This is a genomic window from Actinomadura harenae (assembly GCF_003696215.1).
GTDB classification, from domain to species: domain Bacteria; phylum Actinomycetota; class Actinomycetes; order Streptosporangiales; family Streptosporangiaceae; genus Spirillospora; species Spirillospora harenae.
Genome location: NZ_RFFG01000083.1, coordinates 1 through 15,628 on the forward strand (window position 1 = coordinate 1; position 15,628 = coordinate 15,628).

At 73.3% G+C, this 15,628-nt stretch carries 15 protein-coding genes and 1 pseudogene; 2 read left to right on the forward strand and 14 right to left on the reverse strand.

The features are described from left to right. A pseudogene (locus EBO15_RS32370) lies at nt 1-147 on the forward strand (inositol-3-phosphate synthase); the annotation flags it as partial. 57 nt (nt 148-204) lie between these two features. Here the strand turns inward: EBO15_RS32370 and EBO15_RS32375 are convergent. From EBO15_RS32375 to EBO15_RS32430, 12 genes are read right to left on the reverse strand one after another with little or no spacing between them, the layout of a single operon-like run. Continuing rightward, a complete protein-coding gene (locus EBO15_RS32375; RefSeq protein WP_147481764.1) occupies nt 205-819 on the reverse strand; it encodes a 4'-phosphopantetheinyl transferase family protein in 615 nt (204 codons plus the stop codon). Between the two features lie 8 nt (nt 820-827). Beyond that, nucleotides 828-1,994 (reverse strand): acyl-CoA dehydrogenase family protein, encoded by a 1,167-nt coding sequence (locus tag EBO15_RS32380; protein WP_122198282.1) that lies wholly within the window; start codon nt 1,992-1,994, stop codon nt 828-830. After that, nucleotides 1,978-2,529, reverse strand: a complete 552-nt coding sequence (locus EBO15_RS32385; protein WP_122198283.1) for an acyl-CoA dehydrogenase family protein — start codon at nt 2,527-2,529, stop codon at nt 1,978-1,980. The genes EBO15_RS32380 and EBO15_RS32385 overlap by 17 nt, the downstream gene beginning before the upstream one ends. Next, entirely contained in the window at nt 2,526-3,326 is an 801-nt protein-coding gene (locus EBO15_RS32390; RefSeq protein ID WP_147481765.1) for a hypothetical protein, read from the reverse strand. Before EBO15_RS32390 ends, EBO15_RS32385 begins: the two co-directional genes overlap by 4 nt. Beyond that, a complete protein-coding gene (locus tag EBO15_RS32395) occupies nt 3,323-3,574 on the reverse strand; it encodes an acyl carrier protein (RefSeq protein WP_122198285.1) in 252 nt (83 codons plus the stop codon). The genes EBO15_RS32390 and EBO15_RS32395 overlap by 4 nt, the downstream gene beginning before the upstream one ends. 13 nt (nt 3,575-3,587) lie before the next feature. After that, the gene (locus tag EBO15_RS32400) at nt 3,588-4,850 is read right to left on the reverse strand and encodes a type III PLP-dependent enzyme (RefSeq protein WP_122198286.1); all 1,263 of its coding nucleotides are present in this window, start codon (nt 4,848-4,850) and stop codon (nt 3,588-3,590) included. Next, nucleotides 4,847-6,238, reverse strand: coding sequence for a preATP grasp domain-containing protein (locus EBO15_RS32405; protein WP_122198287.1), 1,392 nt, complete (start codon nt 6,236-6,238; stop codon nt 4,847-4,849). The genes EBO15_RS32400 and EBO15_RS32405 overlap by 4 nt, the downstream gene beginning before the upstream one ends. 8 nt (nt 6,239-6,246) lie before the next feature. After that, the gene (locus tag EBO15_RS32410) at nt 6,247-7,179 is read right to left on the reverse strand and encodes a 3-oxoacyl-[acyl-carrier-protein] synthase III C-terminal domain-containing protein (protein WP_122198288.1); all 933 of its coding nucleotides are present in this window, start codon (nt 7,177-7,179) and stop codon (nt 6,247-6,249) included. After that, nucleotides 7,179-8,906 carry a fatty acyl-AMP ligase gene (locus EBO15_RS32415; protein ID WP_122198289.1) on the reverse strand — a complete coding sequence of 576 codons (1,728 nt, stop codon included), beginning with the start codon at nt 8,904-8,906 and terminating at the stop codon, nt 7,179-7,181. Before EBO15_RS32415 ends, EBO15_RS32410 begins: the two co-directional genes overlap by 1 nt. Further along, nucleotides 8,893-10,017, reverse strand: a complete 1,125-nt coding sequence (locus EBO15_RS32420) for a hypothetical protein (protein ID WP_122198290.1) — start codon at nt 10,015-10,017, stop codon at nt 8,893-8,895. Before EBO15_RS32420 ends, EBO15_RS32415 begins: the two co-directional genes overlap by 14 nt. Before the next feature lie 4 nt (nt 10,018-10,021). Further along, nucleotides 10,022-11,008, reverse strand: coding sequence for a Gfo/Idh/MocA family protein (locus EBO15_RS32425; RefSeq protein ID WP_122198291.1), 987 nt, complete (start codon nt 11,006-11,008; stop codon nt 10,022-10,024). Further along, a complete protein-coding gene (locus tag EBO15_RS32430) occupies nt 11,005-12,321 on the reverse strand; it encodes an aspartate aminotransferase family protein (protein WP_122198292.1) in 1,317 nt (438 codons plus the stop codon). Before EBO15_RS32430 ends, EBO15_RS32425 begins: the two co-directional genes overlap by 4 nt. A 193-nt stretch (nt 12,322-12,514) precedes the next feature. On the opposite strand from EBO15_RS32430, the gene EBO15_RS32435 reads away from it, so the two are divergent. Continuing rightward, nucleotides 12,515-13,171 carry a helix-turn-helix transcriptional regulator gene (locus EBO15_RS32435; protein ID WP_158628427.1) on the forward strand — a complete coding sequence of 219 codons (657 nt, stop codon included), beginning with the start codon at nt 12,515-12,517 and terminating at the stop codon, nt 13,169-13,171. Nucleotides 13,172-13,230: 59 nt separating this feature from the next. Here EBO15_RS32435 and EBO15_RS32440 read toward each other — a convergent pair whose 3' ends face one another. Beyond that, nucleotides 13,231-13,497 carry an acyl carrier protein gene (locus EBO15_RS32440; RefSeq protein WP_122198294.1) on the reverse strand — a complete coding sequence of 89 codons (267 nt, stop codon included), beginning with the start codon at nt 13,495-13,497 and terminating at the stop codon, nt 13,231-13,233. Nucleotides 13,498-13,507: 10 nt separating this feature from the next. After that, nucleotides 13,508-15,514 (reverse strand): acyl-CoA dehydrogenase family protein, encoded by a 2,007-nt coding sequence (locus tag EBO15_RS32445; protein WP_147481766.1) that lies wholly within the window; start codon nt 15,512-15,514, stop codon nt 13,508-13,510. Between the last annotated feature and the right edge of the window lie 114 nt (nt 15,515-15,628).

Genomic DNA, 15,628 nt, shown 5'->3' on the forward strand with positions numbered 1-15,628 from the left:
GTCCGCGCCGCCAAGATCGCCAAGGACCGCGGCATCGGCGGCCCCATCCTGTCGGCCAGCTCCTACTTCATGAAGTCCCCGCCGGAGCAGTACTCCGACGACGACGCCCGCGACGCCGTCGAGGCCTATATCGAGGGAGACCTCTGAGCGGCACGGCGCAAGCCGCCGAGGCCCGGGGGCCCGGCGGCTTCACCATGTCCGGCGTCAGTGCACCGTGAGGGCGCAGGGCTGCGTCCCTGAGAGGGCGACGGCCGCGCCGAAGCCGTGGGGAACCGGGACGTCCCTCACCAGCCAGGGGCCGGGCAGCGCGCCCGAGGGGTCGTGGACGGTCTCCCCGTCGACCAGCAGCGGCAGCCCCTGGACGAGCCGCCCGCCCGCCGCCTTCACGCAGGCCTCCTTGCGGCTCCACAGGCGGGTGAACTGCCCGGCCGCCACGAGAGCGCGTTCCGGGGCGGGGAAGAAGCGCGCCGCGAACGCGCCGGCGTCGAAGGCGGGTTCGGCCTCGACGTCCACCCCGATGGAACGTCCGGCGGCCACGCCGAGCAGGGCCCGGTCCCCCGAATGGGACAGGCTGAACGACACGTCGGGGCGGCCGGCGATCGCGGGCTTGCCGTGCGGCCCCCTGGTCCAGCGCAGGCAGCGCGGCGGGACGGACAGGTACGAGCCCAGCACACGTCGCGTGACGCCGTGGGCCACCGTGTGGCGGCGGCGCCTCGCCGGGTCGTCGAAACCGTCCGCCCGCCGCAGTTCGTCGGGGTCGAGGAGGGCGCGCAGGAGGAGCACCTCCCGGACGGGGACGTCCAGCGAGACGCTCCACACGTGCACGCTCAATGGACGCCCAGCCGGTTCTGGGAGAGCCCCTGGAAGACGGTGAGGTTCTGGATGTTGCTCGTGCCCTCCATGAACTCCACGCCCCGCGCGTCCCGCGCGTACTTGTCCAGCAGCGGGTGTTCCCAGCGCGCGCCGGGGCCGAAGTAGTCGGGCATCGCCAGGGTGACGTCCTCGGCGAGCCGCGCCGCCCGCGCCTTCGCCATGGACGCCAGGTACCCCAGCATCGGGTCGTTCTCGTCCATCGCCACGCCGGCCCTGCGCACCAGCTGCCGGACCCCGGCGATGCGCCGGGAGACCCGGTCGAGCTCGTCCCGCTCCCAGGAGGTGAGGTCGCTCCGGTGCTCCAGGACGTAGTCCAGCGCGCCCCTGGCGATCCCCACGCCGAGCGCGGCGACGCCCGGACGGAGCCGGTTGAACCCCTGCACCGCCCCGGCCAGCCCGCGCCGCGTCGCCGACAGGTGCCGGCCGAGGACCCGCTCGGCGGGCACCTCCAGGTCGGTGAAGACCACCTCGCTGACCTGGTTGCCCTTGAGGCCGACGGTCGGGAACGGCTCGGCCCTGAAGCCGGGGGCCGCGGTGTCCACGAGGACCGAGACGATCCCGAGCGGTCCCGGGCGCACCCGGGCGAAGACCATGCCGACCGCGGCCCGGGCCGCGTTGCCGATGAACCGCTTGGTCCCGTTCAGCAGCAGCGGTCCGCCCTCGGGGCCCGCCGGGGTCAGCGTGGACTCCAGGGCGGGCGCGTCCGAGCCCCGGTCGGGCTCGGTCAGCGCGAAGAACGACCAGGTCGGCCGCTCCAGCAGCCGGCCGTAGAACCAGCGTTTCTGCTCCTCGTCGCCGAGCAGCGCCACGAAGATCCCCGACAGGGACGATCCCGGCGCGGCGAGCAGCATCCCGGTGTCGCAGGCGGCGAACTCCTCGACGAACGTCACCCGTTCGAGCCCGCCCATGCCGTCGAACAGGTGACCGTCCAGGACGATCGGGTCCGGGTTGTGGGCGGCGGGGACGGCCGCCCGCGCCAGGAACGCGAGGCCGGGCCTGTCGAGGAGGCCGTGGACGAGCTCGGGGTCCCGTTCGAGGTCCAGCGCGAGGGGCCGCAGGTCCCGCGCCCACTCGCGGGCGTGGCCCTGGAGCACGGTGAGCCGCTCATCGAGCTCGATCATGCCGGTCCTCCTGGTAGAAGTCCGCGAGCAGCTCGGACGCGTGGGCCGCCTGGCCCGGGCCGTCGGCGCGGAAGCCGCTGCCGCCCAGCAGGCGGAGCAGGGCGCGGTCGGCGCGGGTGATCTGGCGGTGCGGGTCGTCCAGCCGGTCCGGGGCGCGTCCGGCCAGCAGGGTCGACAGCTCCACCTGCTCGGTGACGGCCTCGGCCAGCTGGCCCTTGACCATCTGCTGGAGCAGGAGCGGGGTGCCGCCCGTGGTGCGCGCGCCGAGATAGGCCATGGTGCGGTCCAGCAGCCACTCCGAGACGCCGAGCCGCAGCCAGAGCAGTCCGAGCGTCCACTCCCTGGGGGCGGACGGCGCGGACGGGTCCCTCACCACGCTCAGGCCGACGCCCTGGAGTTCGAGGTGGGCGGGTCTGCCGACCACCAGCGCGTGACCGGCGGGGCCGTGCCGGACCCCGTCCTCGTGCAGCAGTTCGAGCGCCGCGACCAGGCCCTCCTCACGGGCGGTCCGGCGGATCCCGGGGTACCCGCTCATTCGACCTCCACGGTGCACAGGCTCAGATAGCGCAGGACGGGGTCGTACTCGGCGATCACCACGCGGCGTCCCCGCCAGTCGGGGAGCGCCTCGGCGAGGGTCTGCCAGACCCCGGTGCAGGGCTGCCCGGACGGGGCGAACCGCACCTCGGCGGCGTCCTCCGTGACGTCCTCGGGGACGTGTCCGCGCAGGCCGTTCCCCGCGATGAGGCAGTGGTCCCCGGCCGGGATCAGCGATGCCAGGTCGCCGGGCGCGACGTCGGTGCGGCGCTCGACGGTGAAGCCGTTCGCGACGCCCGACGGCCCGAACACCAGGGCGACCCCGCAGTCCACGTCGGGTCGCTGCTCCGGGCCCAGCGGCAGGTCGTACCAGAGGCGGCTCTGGTCCAGGACCATGAGGATCGCGCGCTCCGGCCGGTACCCCTGGACGATCCGGAGCGCCGTGAACGGGCCGGCCGATCCCTGGTCCGTGACGCCGAGCGGCAGCGGCGCGCCGGGCACCAGCTCGGTCAGGACCGACGTCGGCGACCGCAGCACGTCCGCGTCGGGCGCGCTGCCGGCGATCGCGACCACGTCCACCGGACGGTCCGGCAGGTCCAGCCGCGGCACCAGGTCCTCGACCATCTCGGCGTAACTGGTCCGGACGGTCTCGGTGAGCAGCCCCGCCCGCGGCTCCACTCCCCAGAGCGCGCCGAGGTCGTGGACGTAGTCGCGCAGCAGCGGGCTGTCGGTCTCCGACAGGTAGGCGCGGCCCTCTCCGTACACGTGCCGGACGATCCGCTCCAGCCGCATCGTCACCCCTGCTCGGTGGCGAAGTCGGCGAGGGTGCCCACGGTCTCGAAGTGGCGCTGCTCCAGGGAGTCGGTGTCGAACTCCAGGTCGAGCTCGTCCTCCAGGCGCATCAGCACCTCCAGGACGCTGGTGGAGTCCAGGCCGAGGTCGTCGAAGAGCCGGGTGTGCTCGCCGATCGTGGCCTGGTCGCGCCTCAGCACCGCGGCCAGCGCCTCGGACACGGCGAAGACGATCTTCTCGCGGTCGGTGGTCATGCCGGTCTCCTTCTCAGGGGGTCGGGTTCTGCGGGCGGAGCAGGTCGGCGGGGGTGTCGGGCGCCCTCACCAGGAAGGGCTTGCCGTCCTTCACCAGCACCTCGGCGGGGGCGCCGTGGCTGAGGAACAGGACGGGCGAGGCGGTCGGCCCGTAGGCCCCGGACCGCAGGACGCCGAGCAGGTCGCCGGGGCGGACGGGGGGCAGCAGGACGCCCTTGCCGATCGTGTCGTTGGGCGTGCACAGCGGCCCGGTGACGTACCAGCGCTCGGTGGGCTCCTCGTCGATCCGGCTCAGGGAGCGCATGGGGAAGTTCCGCTTGATGACCGAGCCGATCCCGACGGCGGCCATGTGGTGGTTGGTGCCGCCGTCGGCCACGGCGAAGTTGTCGCCCATCGAGGTCTTCACGTAGCGGACGCGGACCACGTACGTGCCCGCCTTGGCCGTCAGGTAGCGGCCGAGCTCCAGGATGATCCGGGTGCCGGGGTGGCGGTCCGCGAACGCCGCGACCACCGGGTTGAGCCGGTCGGTGAGGGCCTCGTGGTCGAGGTCGCCCTCGTTGTCGAAGTAGGCGATGCCGAGGCCGCCGCCCACGTCCACGACCTCCAGCGGGAAGCCGAGGGCGGCCGACAGCCGCTCGGCCATCTCCAGGATCCTGGACGTGTTCGCCACGATGACGTCCTCGCTGAGGAACCTGGTCCCCAGGTAGGCGTGGACGCCCATCAGCCGCACGTTCGGGAACTCCCCCGCGAGGCCGGGCCGGGCCAGCAGCTGCTCCTCGTCGATGCCGAACTGCCGGGGCCTGCCGCCCATCGTCAGCCCCGAGCCCTTGACCTCGAAGGCGGGGTTGACCCGCAGGGTGACGTCCGCGGGGCGGCCCCTGGCCGCGCACAGTCCGTCGATCAGTTCCAGTTCGCCGAAGGACTCGCAGACGATGGTGTAGACGTCGTGGTCCAGGCAGGCCTGGAGCTCCGCGCGGCTCTTGCCGGGGCCCAGGAAGATGATGTCGCCCGGCGCCACCCCGGCCTCCAGGGCCGTCAGGAGCTCCGTCATCGACGACACCTCCGCCCGCGCGCCGAAGGAGTGCAGCAGCGAGCAGACGGCGAGGTTCGGGTTGGACTTGAGGGAGAAGAAGATCTCCATGCGGGGGTGGAGCCGGTCGCGCAGGTTGCCGAACTGGCTCTCCAGGACGTCGCCGTCGTACACGTAGAAGGGGGTGCCGAACCGTTCGGCCAGCTCGGAGACGGGGATCCCCTGGACCTCGAACTCGACGCTCACGACGTGCTCCTCTCGCTCTCCTCGGCCAGGCGCCCGGCGATCCGCCGGTCCAGGTCGTCCAGCCGGTGCCGGTCGCCTGCGATGAGGAGGCCGTACAGGCGCCCCTCCACCGGATGGGCGCCCTCGGCGGGCCCGGCCGCGTTCACGGTCGCGAAGTTGTTGACGATCAACCCCTCGCCCCCTCCCTGTGACGGCCCCTCGCCCTTCACGAACAGGAGGCCGTCGAGGAGGCGGCGCAGGTCGGCGTAGGGCAGGGGCCGGCCGAGCCGCAGCGGGTACTGCCGGGCGAGGGCGACCTGCCCCGGCCCGAGGAAGAGCTCCTGGAGCCGAAGCTGGTAGGTGGACATGTTGCTGCGGGCGTTGATCTCGACGACGGGGTAGATCCCGCCGTCCGGGTCCACCATGGCGTCGACGCCGACCACCCCGTGGAACCCGTCGGCGCCCAGCCGCTCGCCCAGGACCTGCGCGGCCTTGCGCAGCTCGGCGACCTGCGTCTCGTCCAGCCGCGCCGGGATGCGGTGGCCCTTGTGGACCCCGTCCTCGGTCAGGGCCTCCTTGACGAAGTCGAAGCGCACCTCGCCCGACCGGGCGATCGTGAACTGGTAGTTCAGGTCGGCCTTCTTGGCCACCCACTCCTCCAGGAGCAGCGCGACCCGGTCCTCCTCGTGCTTGAAGGCGCGGCGCCGGACCATGCCGGCGAGCCGGTCGAGGCGCTGCTCGTCCCGGACCACGAGGATGCCCTTGCCCGAGACGCCGAACGCGTCCTTGGCGACCACGGTCCGGCCGGACGCGAGCAGGCCCTTGGCCTGCGCGGCGACCGCCTCGAACTCCCCGACCGTCTCGGCGACCCAGCCCTCGGCCTGGCGCAGCCCGGTGTCGGCGGCGACCCTCCGGCTGTAGATCTTGCTGTTGACCGCCCGGCAGGTCGCGGCGTCCGGGCCGACCAGCGGCAGCCCGGTCCGCCGCGCGAGCTCCTCCTCCAGGTCCGAGGTGCCGTGCGTGAGCAGCCAGGCCCCCCGCGCGGCCAGGCCGGTGAGCTCCGCGACGAGCGCGGGGTCGTCCAGGACGTCCTGGGTGACGGTCCGCTGCGGGTCGTGCCGGGCCGCGCACAGGATCCGCGGGAGCCCGATCCCCAGCTCGGCCAGGTGGTCCAGGTACGCCGGGTCGGGCGCCTCCTTGAGCAGGACGTGGTCGTCCGGCCCGCCGAGGAGCAGGGTGAACTCCTCCATCCGGTTCACCAGGGCCGAGCTCGTGGAGAAGCCCATCTTCGGCAGGCCGGGCACGTCGCCCGCCCACCGCTCCTCGACCTCGAAGTTCCCGAGGAGGACGAGCGGGGTGCCGGGCGAGCCGGTCACGGCCGCCTTCAACCTGCGGAGAAAGTCCTGCATGGGAGCTCCTAGTGCTGGAATGCCATGGCCGAGAAGGTCGCCCCGAGGCCGACCGCGACCATGAGGTAGCGGTCGCCCGGCTGGAGACGGCCGAGGTCGCGCGCGGACTGGTAGTTCAGGAACGGGTCGGCGCAGAAGCAGTGGCCGGTGACCGGGACGTTGTCGAGCAGGACCCGCTCCGGCGGGTAGCCGACCGCCTGGCAGAACCGGATCCAGGAGACCCGGTTGACGTTGTGCGGCAGGATCAGGTCGAGCTCGTCCAGGGTCAGCCCCGCCTGCTCCACCGCGCCGAGGACGACCTCGGCGAGCGCCTCCGGGTAGAGCCTCTGGAACTCGGCGGGCGCGTCGTCGGTCAGGGGAAGGAAGGCGTTGAACCGGCCGTGGGTGCGGGTGACGTAGCCGAGCACCCGGTCGCGGTCGCCGTCCTGCCGGACCAGGAAGGCGCTGGCGCCCTCCCCGTTGAGCGCGGTCCCGGGGACCGTCCGCGCCGCCGGGGTGAACGTCTTCTCGCCCGTGAGGACGAGGGCGAGCGCGTCCGGGTCCCCGTCGGCCTCGAGCAGCCGTCCGCAGAGGTCGATGGCGAGCAGGCCCGACGCGCAGGCGTGCTGGAACAGCGCGAACGCCTCGGCGTGCCGGAGCCCGAGCCGGTCGCGGACGTCGTGGACCGGGTTGACCGGGTAGGGGGCGACCGTCGGCATGGTCCTCGCCTGGACCACGTACCGGACGAGGTGCTCCCGGCCGCGGAGCGCGTCCAGCTTCCCCGCGGCGGCCAGCATCAGGTCCGTCCCCGTGCCCTCGGGTTCCCTGAGCACGTGCGACAGGCCGTAGAAGCGCCGGAACACCTTGATCTGCGTGTCGGTCAGCCCGAGGCCGTCCTGGAGGTCCGCGATCGGGACGCTCTCCGACGGGAGGTAGGTCGCGAGGCCGTCCAGGGCCGGCATCAGGCCCCCGTCCGGTAGCGGCGGCGCACCGCCGGGGACAGGTCCTCGTGGACGACGTCGAGCTCACCGGCCCTGAAGAGGTCCCGGGTGAGGGTCCGCTGGATCTTCCCGCTGGTGGTCCGCTGCACCTCCGAGGGCCGGACGAGGACGACGCCGCCGAGCGACACGCCGAACTCCCGGGCCATCGCGTGCCGGATCAGCTGAGTCAGCTCCTCGGCGGGGAGTTCGCCGAGGTCACTGGCCCGGCACTCCTGGACGACGACGACCTCCTCGTCCGGCGCGGGCACCGCGAAGACCGCGCCGACGCCGCGCGACAGGGCCGGGTGGACGGCGCGGACCTCGGCCTCCAGGTCCTGCGGGTAGAGGTTGCGGCCCCGCACGATGAGCAGTTCCTTGATGCGCCCGGTCACGTACACCTGGCCGTCCCAGATCGTCCCGAGGTCCTCCGAGCGCAGGTAGCCGCCGTCGCCGCCCGCGGTCTCCCAGCCGAACACCCGCCGGGTGGCCTCCTCCTGGCCCCAGTAGCCGCGCGCGACGTGGCCGCCCTTGATCCAGATCTCGCCGATCGCGCCGTCCTCGAGGCGGCGGCGGGTGTCCGGGTCGACCACGATCGTGCCCGGTTCGAGGACGCCGCTGCTGGCGAGCGGCCGTCCGTCCGGGGCGGGCACGAACTCGCCCTTCTCCAGCAGTTCGGCGTCGACGGTGGTGACCACGGGGCCGGTCGTCCAGCGGGTCCCGCTGATGACGAGCGTGGCCTCGGCCATCCCGTAGCCCGGCAGCATCGCGGTGGGCGGCAGCCCGTGGGCCGCGAACCTCTCACCGAAGGCGCGCAGGGTGGCCGCCTTGATCGGCTCCGACCCGTTCACCGCGTACAGCCAGCGGGAGAGGTCGAGCCCCTCGATCTGGTCGTCCTTGATCCGGCGCACGCACAGGTCGTAGGCGAAGTCCGGGGCCGGGGAGAGGTTCACCCGGTAGCGGTCGATCATGTGCAGCCAGCTGTGCGGCCGCTTCACGAACGCGATCGGCGGCATCAGCACGGTGCTCGCGCCGTGCGCCAGCGGGATGAGCAGCATGCCGATGAGGCCGAAGTCGTGGTACATCGGCAGCCAGCCGCCGAACCGCATCGTCCGGGACGCCCCGGTCATCGCGCCGAACAGCTCCGCGTTGGCCAGGATGTTGCCGTGGTCGACCATCACGCCCTTGGGGCCGCCCGTCGACCCCGACGTGTACTGGAGGAACGCGATCGTCCTGGGGCCGGTCTCCGGCCGGGTCCAGTCCTCGGGGGCGGGCAGGTCGTCGGGGGCGAGGCAGGCGAGGTCGCCGAGCCCCGCCTCCTCGGCCCACTCCTGGAGCATGTCCAGGCCGGACGGGTCGCACAGCGCCACGGCCACGCGCGCGTCGCGGGCGATCGAGGCCAGGCGCTCGCGCTGCCTGCGGAAGCCGTCGGGCTGCGGGGCGGGCACCGCGATCATGCCCGCGTACAGGCAGCCGAGGAAGGCGCGCGCGAAGCCGAGCGCGGTCTCGTGGACCAGGAGCACCCGGTCGCCCGGCCGGGCGCGGCCGCCGAGGAACACCGCCATCCGGCGCGCCTCGCGGTCCAGCGCGGCGTAGTCGAGCGTCGTGTCGGTGGACGGGTCGGCGGGGTTGTGGGCGATGAGGGCGACGTCGGTGCCGCCCGCCTCCACCCGCGCCCGGATCAGCGCGATGAGGTCGTCATGCTCGAACATGCGCTCGGCCTCTCCCTGAGTGTCGGTGTCGGAGTCCTTGCTCGACCGCGGTGACGCCGAGGTCGGCCAGCGCCTCCCGGGCGCCGGGGCCGAGCCGGGAGCGGTCGGACGGGCAGAGGCCGGAGTCGATCCAGGAGCCGACGGCCGCGCGGACCAGGTCGTCCCGGGCGCCGGCGGCTCCGGGAGGGATGGTGGCGGCGTCCGCGCCGAGGAGGTATCCGGCGGCCCAGAGTTCGGCGCTCGTCTCCGGGGGCAGGACGGCCGGTGCGCGCGCGGTGTCGAGTCCGGCGAGCACCCGCGCGCCGTCGAAGCCGGCGAGGTGGCACCAGTCGCGCCAGTGCCATCCGTAGTAGTGCTCCACCGGCTCGCCGGAGCCGGGCCTGATGAACTTCAGCTGGCAGCGGGACCGGACGAACTCCACGACGTGGGCGCCGGGGTCGCGGAACCCGGCCCGGTCGGCGAGTTCCCCCAGCGTCCGCTCGTCCACCCGCCAGTGCTCGGGCGGCAGGGGGCGTCCGGCCGCGAGGACCGTCGCGTGGAAGGCGCCCGGATGGTCCGCGAGCGTCGGCCCCGCCGCGTGGTCCACCAGGTGCGGCACCGTCGCGACGACCGGGACGCCGCGGGACGCGCAGAACAGCGCGATCATCTCGTCGTCGTCGCGGACGTGGTCGGGGATCGGCTCCAGGTAGGCCGCCAGTTCCCGGGCGAGGGCGACGGGCAGGACGAACCCCTGGGTCGGCGTCCACTCCGCGGACGAGAGCGGGGCCCAGGCCGACCCCGCCACCGCCGCCCGGCGGACCAGGTAGGAGTTCTGGGGGCTGTTCCAGTGGGAGTAGAGCGTGACCCCGTGCTCCGGACGCCGGGACAGCGCGTCCGTCAGGTGTCCGGCGAAACCCGGGGTCAGGGCGGCGTCGTCCTGGAGGACGAGGTGGTGGGTGGCGCCGTCCTCGATCTGCGCCCAGGCCCGTTTGGCGGTGCGCAGCGGGCTGGACGGGCCCGTCGGGTCGGGGTCGAGGACGACGCGCGGCACCAGCGGGCGGCAGGCGTCGACCAGGGCCGGCAGCCGCTGCGCCCGGGCCGGGTGGTGCATGATCGCGACGCTGATCCGCACGGGTTCAGCCCTGCCCCGCGAACGTGGCGGGCCGGCCGTCCCGCCGGGCCGACGCGTACGCCGCCTCGATGATCTGCGCGGTCGACAGGATCTCGTCGAGGGGTCCCGCCCAGCGCTCCGGCTCGGCCCTCACCTCGGTGAAGTCCGCGAACATCGCGGCGAACCACTCCTCGTGGGCGCCGCCCTTCGCGGGCGACTCCAGCTCCCGCCGCTCGGTCCCGTCCGGGCCGGACAGGACGGCCACGTCGTCGGTGACGTCCAGTGTCCCGGTGGGCCCGGTCAGCCCGTAGTGGTTCGAGCGGCGCTCGCCGACCCAGCTGAGCCGGATCTCGGCCGAGCCGAGGGGGAACTCGAGCCGGACGTCGATCGCCTCCTCGATGCCGTTGTCCTGGAACCGCGCGGTCGCGGCGACGGTGTCCGGGCGTCCGCCGAACAGCCGGGTCAGCATGTAGACGCAGTGCGAGCCGTGGTCGAGGAGGATGCCGCCGCCCGCGACCTCCGGGTCGCGCCGCCAGTCGGGTCGCCAGGACGCGGTCCCGGCGGCGTGGGTGCTCCGCTCGATCCGGAAGGTGGCCGTGGCGGGCGTGCCCACCACCTTGGCCACCGCCTCTTCGAGCAGCCGCATCATCGGCGAGAACCTGTAGTTGTGCGCCGGGTACAGCAGGCGGCCCGTCCGCCGGGAGGTCTCGGCCAGCGCCAGGGCGTCGGCCGTGGTGAAGGCGACCGGCTTCTCGCAGATCACGTCGCACGACGCCCGGAGCGCGAGCGTCGAGAGCTCGCGGTGGTAGGCGGGCGGCGTGCAGACGTCCACCACGTCGACGGACTCGGCCGCGAGGAGCTCCGCGAGGCCCGCGTAGGCCCGGACCCCGGCCTGGGCGCGGCGGTGCGGCGACGGGTCCGCGACGGCGACCACCTCGACTCCGGGCAGCGGCGCGTAGGAGCCGAGCCTGGACGTGCCCGCCGTGCCGAGTCCCGCGATCGCGACCTTCATCGGGAACCTCCGGTGAGCGTGCGGACGATGATGTCGGCGGCCTCGCGGGCCTGGTCCTCGCCGATGGTGAGCGGCGGGTAGAGGCGCAGCGTGTTGCCGCCGGTCATGGTGAGGACCCCGGCGTCCAGCAGGGCCATGAACGTCTCGCGCAGGACGGCCTTGGAGACGGGCTCCCTGGTCTCCTTGTCGGCGACCAGCTCGATGCCGATGGCCAGGCCCGCGCCGCGGACGTCGCCGACCAGCGGCGCCTCGTCGACCAGCGGGATCAGCGCGTCCAGGAGCTCGCCGCCCACCTTGCGGGCGTGGTCGACGAGCCGCTCCTCGACGATGATGTCCACGACGGTGCCGACGGCGCGGCACGCCATGGGGAAGGCGCCGAAGCTGGAGGAGCTGGCGCTCGGGTCCGAGAAGGGCCGCGCGGCCATGTGCCCGGCGCTGGACAGCACACCGGTGACCGGGTAGCCGCCGCCCATGCCCTTGCCCACGGTCACGATGTCGGGGGTGACCTCGTCGCGGACGAACGCGAAGGTCTCGCCGGTGCGGCCGAAGCCCGTCATCATCTCGTCCACGAAGAGCAGGGCGTCGAACTCCTCCGCGACCTCCTTCAGCGCCTTCAGGTAGCCCTCGGGCGGCACGACGTTGCCGGAGCGGCCCTGGACCGGCTCCACCACGATCGCCGCGAGGTCGCCGGTGGAGTTCTGCCTGACCGTCTCGCGGGCCTGCTCGACGCACGCGAACCCGCAGGACGGGGCCGTCAGCTTGAAGGGGCAGCGGTAGCAGTTGGCGTAGGGCGTGCTGAAGTTCCCGGGAGGCAGCGGGCCCAGCCCGGTCCTGGCCCCCACGGTCAGGGCGAGGCTGCCCAGCGTCTTGCCGTGGAAGCCGCCCCAGAAGGAGAGGAACTCGGTCTTGCCGGTGACCGACTTGGCGAGCCTGAGACCGGCCTCCACCGCCTCGGTGCCGCCGCTGTAGAGCTGGACGCGGTCGAGCGGCTCCGGCACGAAGTCGCGGAGGGACTCGGCCATGTCGCGCCGCGCGCCGGACCCGAAGGCCCCGACGGGCGCGGTGGTCAGCTCGTCGGCGAGCGCGCGGGTGAACCTCGGGTTCGCGTGGCCGACGGAGTTCACGCCGCCCGCGCCCTGGAAGTCGAGGACCCGGTTGCCGTCGAGGTCGGTGAGGACCGCGCCGTCCGCGGACTCGACGCACAGCTCGGACCAGAGCATGACCGCCTGAAGGCCCGGGCCGACCACCTCCTGTTCCGCCGCCCAGTGCTCCTTCGAAGCCTCTCGGGTGTTGTTGAGACCCCATGCATGCATGCTGCGCCCTCTTCAGCGTTGGCGTTCGACGATGCTGACCGGGTCCAGCGTGCAGAACCGGGTCCGGCGGCGATAAGCCTCGTTGGGCCGCCCACTCGGACCGGGGAGGTCGGCTATACCCATCGGGTGTCGACATTTGTCCTGAATGCGACAAATGGCGCACCGGGCGGCGGCGCGGCGCTTTGATGTCGCTATGACGAACCAGACCTCCGCCATGGCGACCGCGAAACTGAACGTCGGGATCCTCGCGGCCAACGAGCTCCTCCATCGCGGGCTGGACACGGTCCTGTCGCAGGTCGCCCTCGTCGGCGCCGTCGCCCACTGCCGGCACCCCGCCGAGGTGGACCGGCTGCTGGCCGCCGGCGACGTCGACGTCCTGATCCTCGCCGGCCCCTGGACCCGGCCGCCGGCCCTCGGCCGCACGAGGATCCTGATGCTGCTCGACGAGGCGTCGGCCGCCGACCCCTCCGCGGCGTCCCTGGACGCCGACGGCTTCCTGTTCCAGCAGGAGCTGACCCAGGAGTCGCTCTCCGACGCGATCCGGCGCGTCGCGGCCGGCGAGACCCCGATGCCCGGACGCCTGGCCCGGCACCTGATCTCCCAGGTCACCGCCCCCGGCCGGGGCGCCGTCCCCGCGCGCAGGCTCATCGACCTCACCTCGCGCGAGAAGAGCACCCTCGACCTCCTCTACGAGGGGCTGAGCAACAAGCAGATCGCCCGGCGGCTCGGCATCTCCGAGCACGGCGTGAAACGGCTGGTCGCCAGCGTGCTGCTGAAGCTCGACTCGCCCAACCGGACGAGCGCCGTCGTCACCGCGATCAAGGCCGGTCTCATCGACCACACCGCCTGACCGCGGCCGTCCGGGCCAGGCCGGGCCTGGCCCTCCCCGGGAGGGCCAGGCCGCTTCGCTCAGCTCGCCAGGACGTAGCCGACCAGGTCGCCGACCGAGGTGAAGGCGTAGACGCTCTCGACCGGGATGCCCACGCCGAACTCGGTCTCGATCTCCTCGATGACCACCATCAGCGCCAGGGAGTCCAGGGCGAGGGTCACCATCGGGGTCTCCGGGACGATGGCGTCCAGGTCCCACTCCTTGAGGTACTCCTGGGGGAGGGCCATCTCCAGGGTGCTGCGCAGCACCGTGAGCACCTCGTCGGCGTCGATCTTTCGCTGGGTCACAGGGATCTCCTCATCCGTGGTCGGTTCCGGACCGCAGGCCCTTGCCCCGGGCCAGGGCGGCGAAGAAGACGTCGCGCATCGTCTCGGAGCTGCCGGCGAAGACGCCGAGCACCCGGGCGTCCCGGAACGCGCGCGAGACCAGGGTCCGCTCGTCGAACGCGCCGACGCCGAGGTGCCGGGCGGCGCTGCTGATCGCGCGCTGGGTGATCTCGACCGTCAGGAACTTGGCCGCGGCGACGTCCTCGACGCGGTACGCGCCGGCGTCCATCCCGTCGAGGGTCCGCCGGACGAACGCGAACCCCGCCTCCACCTCGGCCCGCTGCGCCGCGAGCCCGGGCCCGTCCCCCGCCGAGGCGAGGATCGACCGGGCGTTGGCCAGCGCCGAGACGGCGACCAGGATCCGCTCGTTGAGCAGCTTCGCCGTGGCCAGCGGGAATCCCCGGTTCACGGGGCCGAGCAGCGCGTCCTTCGGGATCCGGCAGTCGGTGAAGCGGATCCATCCGGTGGGCGAGCACCGGGCGCCCATCTTGTCCAGCCGCTCCTTGACCGAGAAGCCGTCCGCGGCGGTGTCGACGACGAACAGCGACATCCCGAGCGGCCCGCGGTCGGGCCTGGTCCGGACGAGCACGACCAGGAAGTCGGCGACCGGGGCGTTGGTGATGAACATCTTCTCGCCGTTCAGCACCCAGTGGTCGCCGTCCTCGACCGCGGTCGTCCGGATCGCGCCGATGAGGTCCGATCCGCCGGTCGGCTCGGTGATGGCGATCCCGGAGACCAGCTCACCGCGGAGCGACGGACGCAGGTACCGCTCCTTCTGCCGCTCGGTCCCGAGCTCCTCCAGCAGGGGCAGCACCGAGTGCGCCTGGGCGAGGAGGCTGGTGGCCATGCCGAGCACGGAGTGCTCCATCATCTCCTCGACCATGGCCCCCGCGTGCCGCATGGACAGGCCGAGCCCGCCGTTCCGGACGGCGACCCGGTGCCCGGTGAGGCCTCCCTCGGCGAACGCCTCGAACGCCTCGGGCGGCAGGTCCTCCGCGTCCTCCCAGGCCGCCATCCGCGGCAGGATCCGCTCGGCCAGGAACGCGCGCACCCGGCTCCTGAAGGCGGAGACGGACGCGGACTCGGCCGGCGCGCCCTCCCCTTCGAGGTTCAGGAGGTCCTCCCGGCCCAGCAGGACCGGCAGGAGCGCGGCGTCCCGGTAGGCGCTGGAGATCCAGTAGTCGTTGAGGAAGCCCCGGCCGCCGAAGAACTGGCAGCACTCCTCGACGCCCTCGGCGACCAGGCGGCCGGTGACCAGGGCGACGAGACCGGCGTCCGCCGGTTCCGCGGCGACCAGCTGGGCGTGCGCCATCCGGAGCCGGGCCCCGATCGTGGCCAGCCGGTGCCGGATCGCCTGCTGGTTGACCAGGCGCCCGTCACCGAAGGGCCGGTCCACCACGTGGTCGAGCGCGGCGGACAGCGCCCTGGCCTGGAGGCCGAGGCCGACCGCGGCGATGAGCAGGCGGGTGTTGGCGACGATCTCGGCGAGCCCGTCCGGACGCTCGGTGATGTCGGCCACCACCTGCTCGTCGCCGACACGGCAGCCGCGCAGCGTGTAGGTGCCGAAGGCGAGGCCCTCCAGCCCCACGGGACGCACCCGGGCCAGGCTCAGGCCCGCGCCGCCCGCGGGGATCCGCACGACCAGCCGCCTGGGCCCGGCGTGGACCTCGACGAGCAGCGGGGCCGTCCCGTCCGGCAGCGGGACGTCGGCGGCGACGCCGTCGACCACCAGCCCTCCCCCGGCCGACGGCACGGCGTCCACCCGGACGGTCGTCCCGAAGAGGCCTCCGGTGAGGTCCTCGCCGAGCGCCACCGCGGCGGCGGCCGGGCCCGGGGCGCCCGCGAGCAGGGTCCAGACCGGCAGCGCGTAGTCCTCCCGGAATACGCGGTCTATCTGATCGCCCGCCTTCCCCTGGGGAACCGCGCCGTGAATTCCCGCGCAGAGTTCATCGATCCGGGCGCCGACTGCTTCGTCCAAGGCGACCATTCCTCTCGCCGTTTCCTGGAGCCACATCATGACCAGGGACGATCGGCGGAGGTAAGACTCGATCAGACGCGCGGCCTGCTATACCCGAAAGAGCCTGATGCCTTT

Bases quoted from the DNA above. Each gene is read 5' to 3' on its own strand.
- EBO15_RS32380 (WP_122198282.1), bottom strand. From the start codon at position 1,994: ATGATCGAGCTCGATGAGCGGCTCACCGTGCTCCAGGGCCACGCCCGC.
- EBO15_RS32385 (WP_122198283.1), bottom strand. From the start codon at position 2,529: ATGAGCGGGTACCCCGGGATCCGCCGGACCGCCCGTGAGGAGGGCCTG.
- EBO15_RS32395 (WP_122198285.1), bottom strand. From the start codon at position 3,574: ATGACCACCGACCGCGAGAAGATCGTCTTCGCCGTGTCCGAGGCGCTG.
- EBO15_RS32405 (WP_122198287.1), bottom strand. From the start codon at position 6,238: ATGCAGGACTTTCTCCGCAGGTTGAAGGCGGCCGTGACCGGCTCGCCC.
- EBO15_RS32410 (WP_122198288.1), bottom strand. From the start codon at position 7,179: ATGCCGGCCCTGGACGGCCTCGCGACCTACCTCCCGTCGGAGAGCGTC.
- EBO15_RS32415 (WP_122198289.1), bottom strand. From the start codon at position 8,906: ATGTTCGAGCATGACGACCTCATCGCGCTGATCCGGGCGCGGGTGGAG.
- EBO15_RS32425 (WP_122198291.1), bottom strand. From the start codon at position 11,008: ATGAAGGTCGCGATCGCGGGACTCGGCACGGCGGGCACGTCCAGGCTC.
- EBO15_RS32430 (WP_122198292.1), bottom strand. From the start codon at position 12,321: ATGCATGCATGGGGTCTCAACAACACCCGAGAGGCTTCGAAGGAGCAC.
- EBO15_RS32435 (WP_158628427.1), top strand. From the start codon at position 12,515: ATGACGAACCAGACCTCCGCCATGGCGACCGCGAAACTGAACGTCGGG.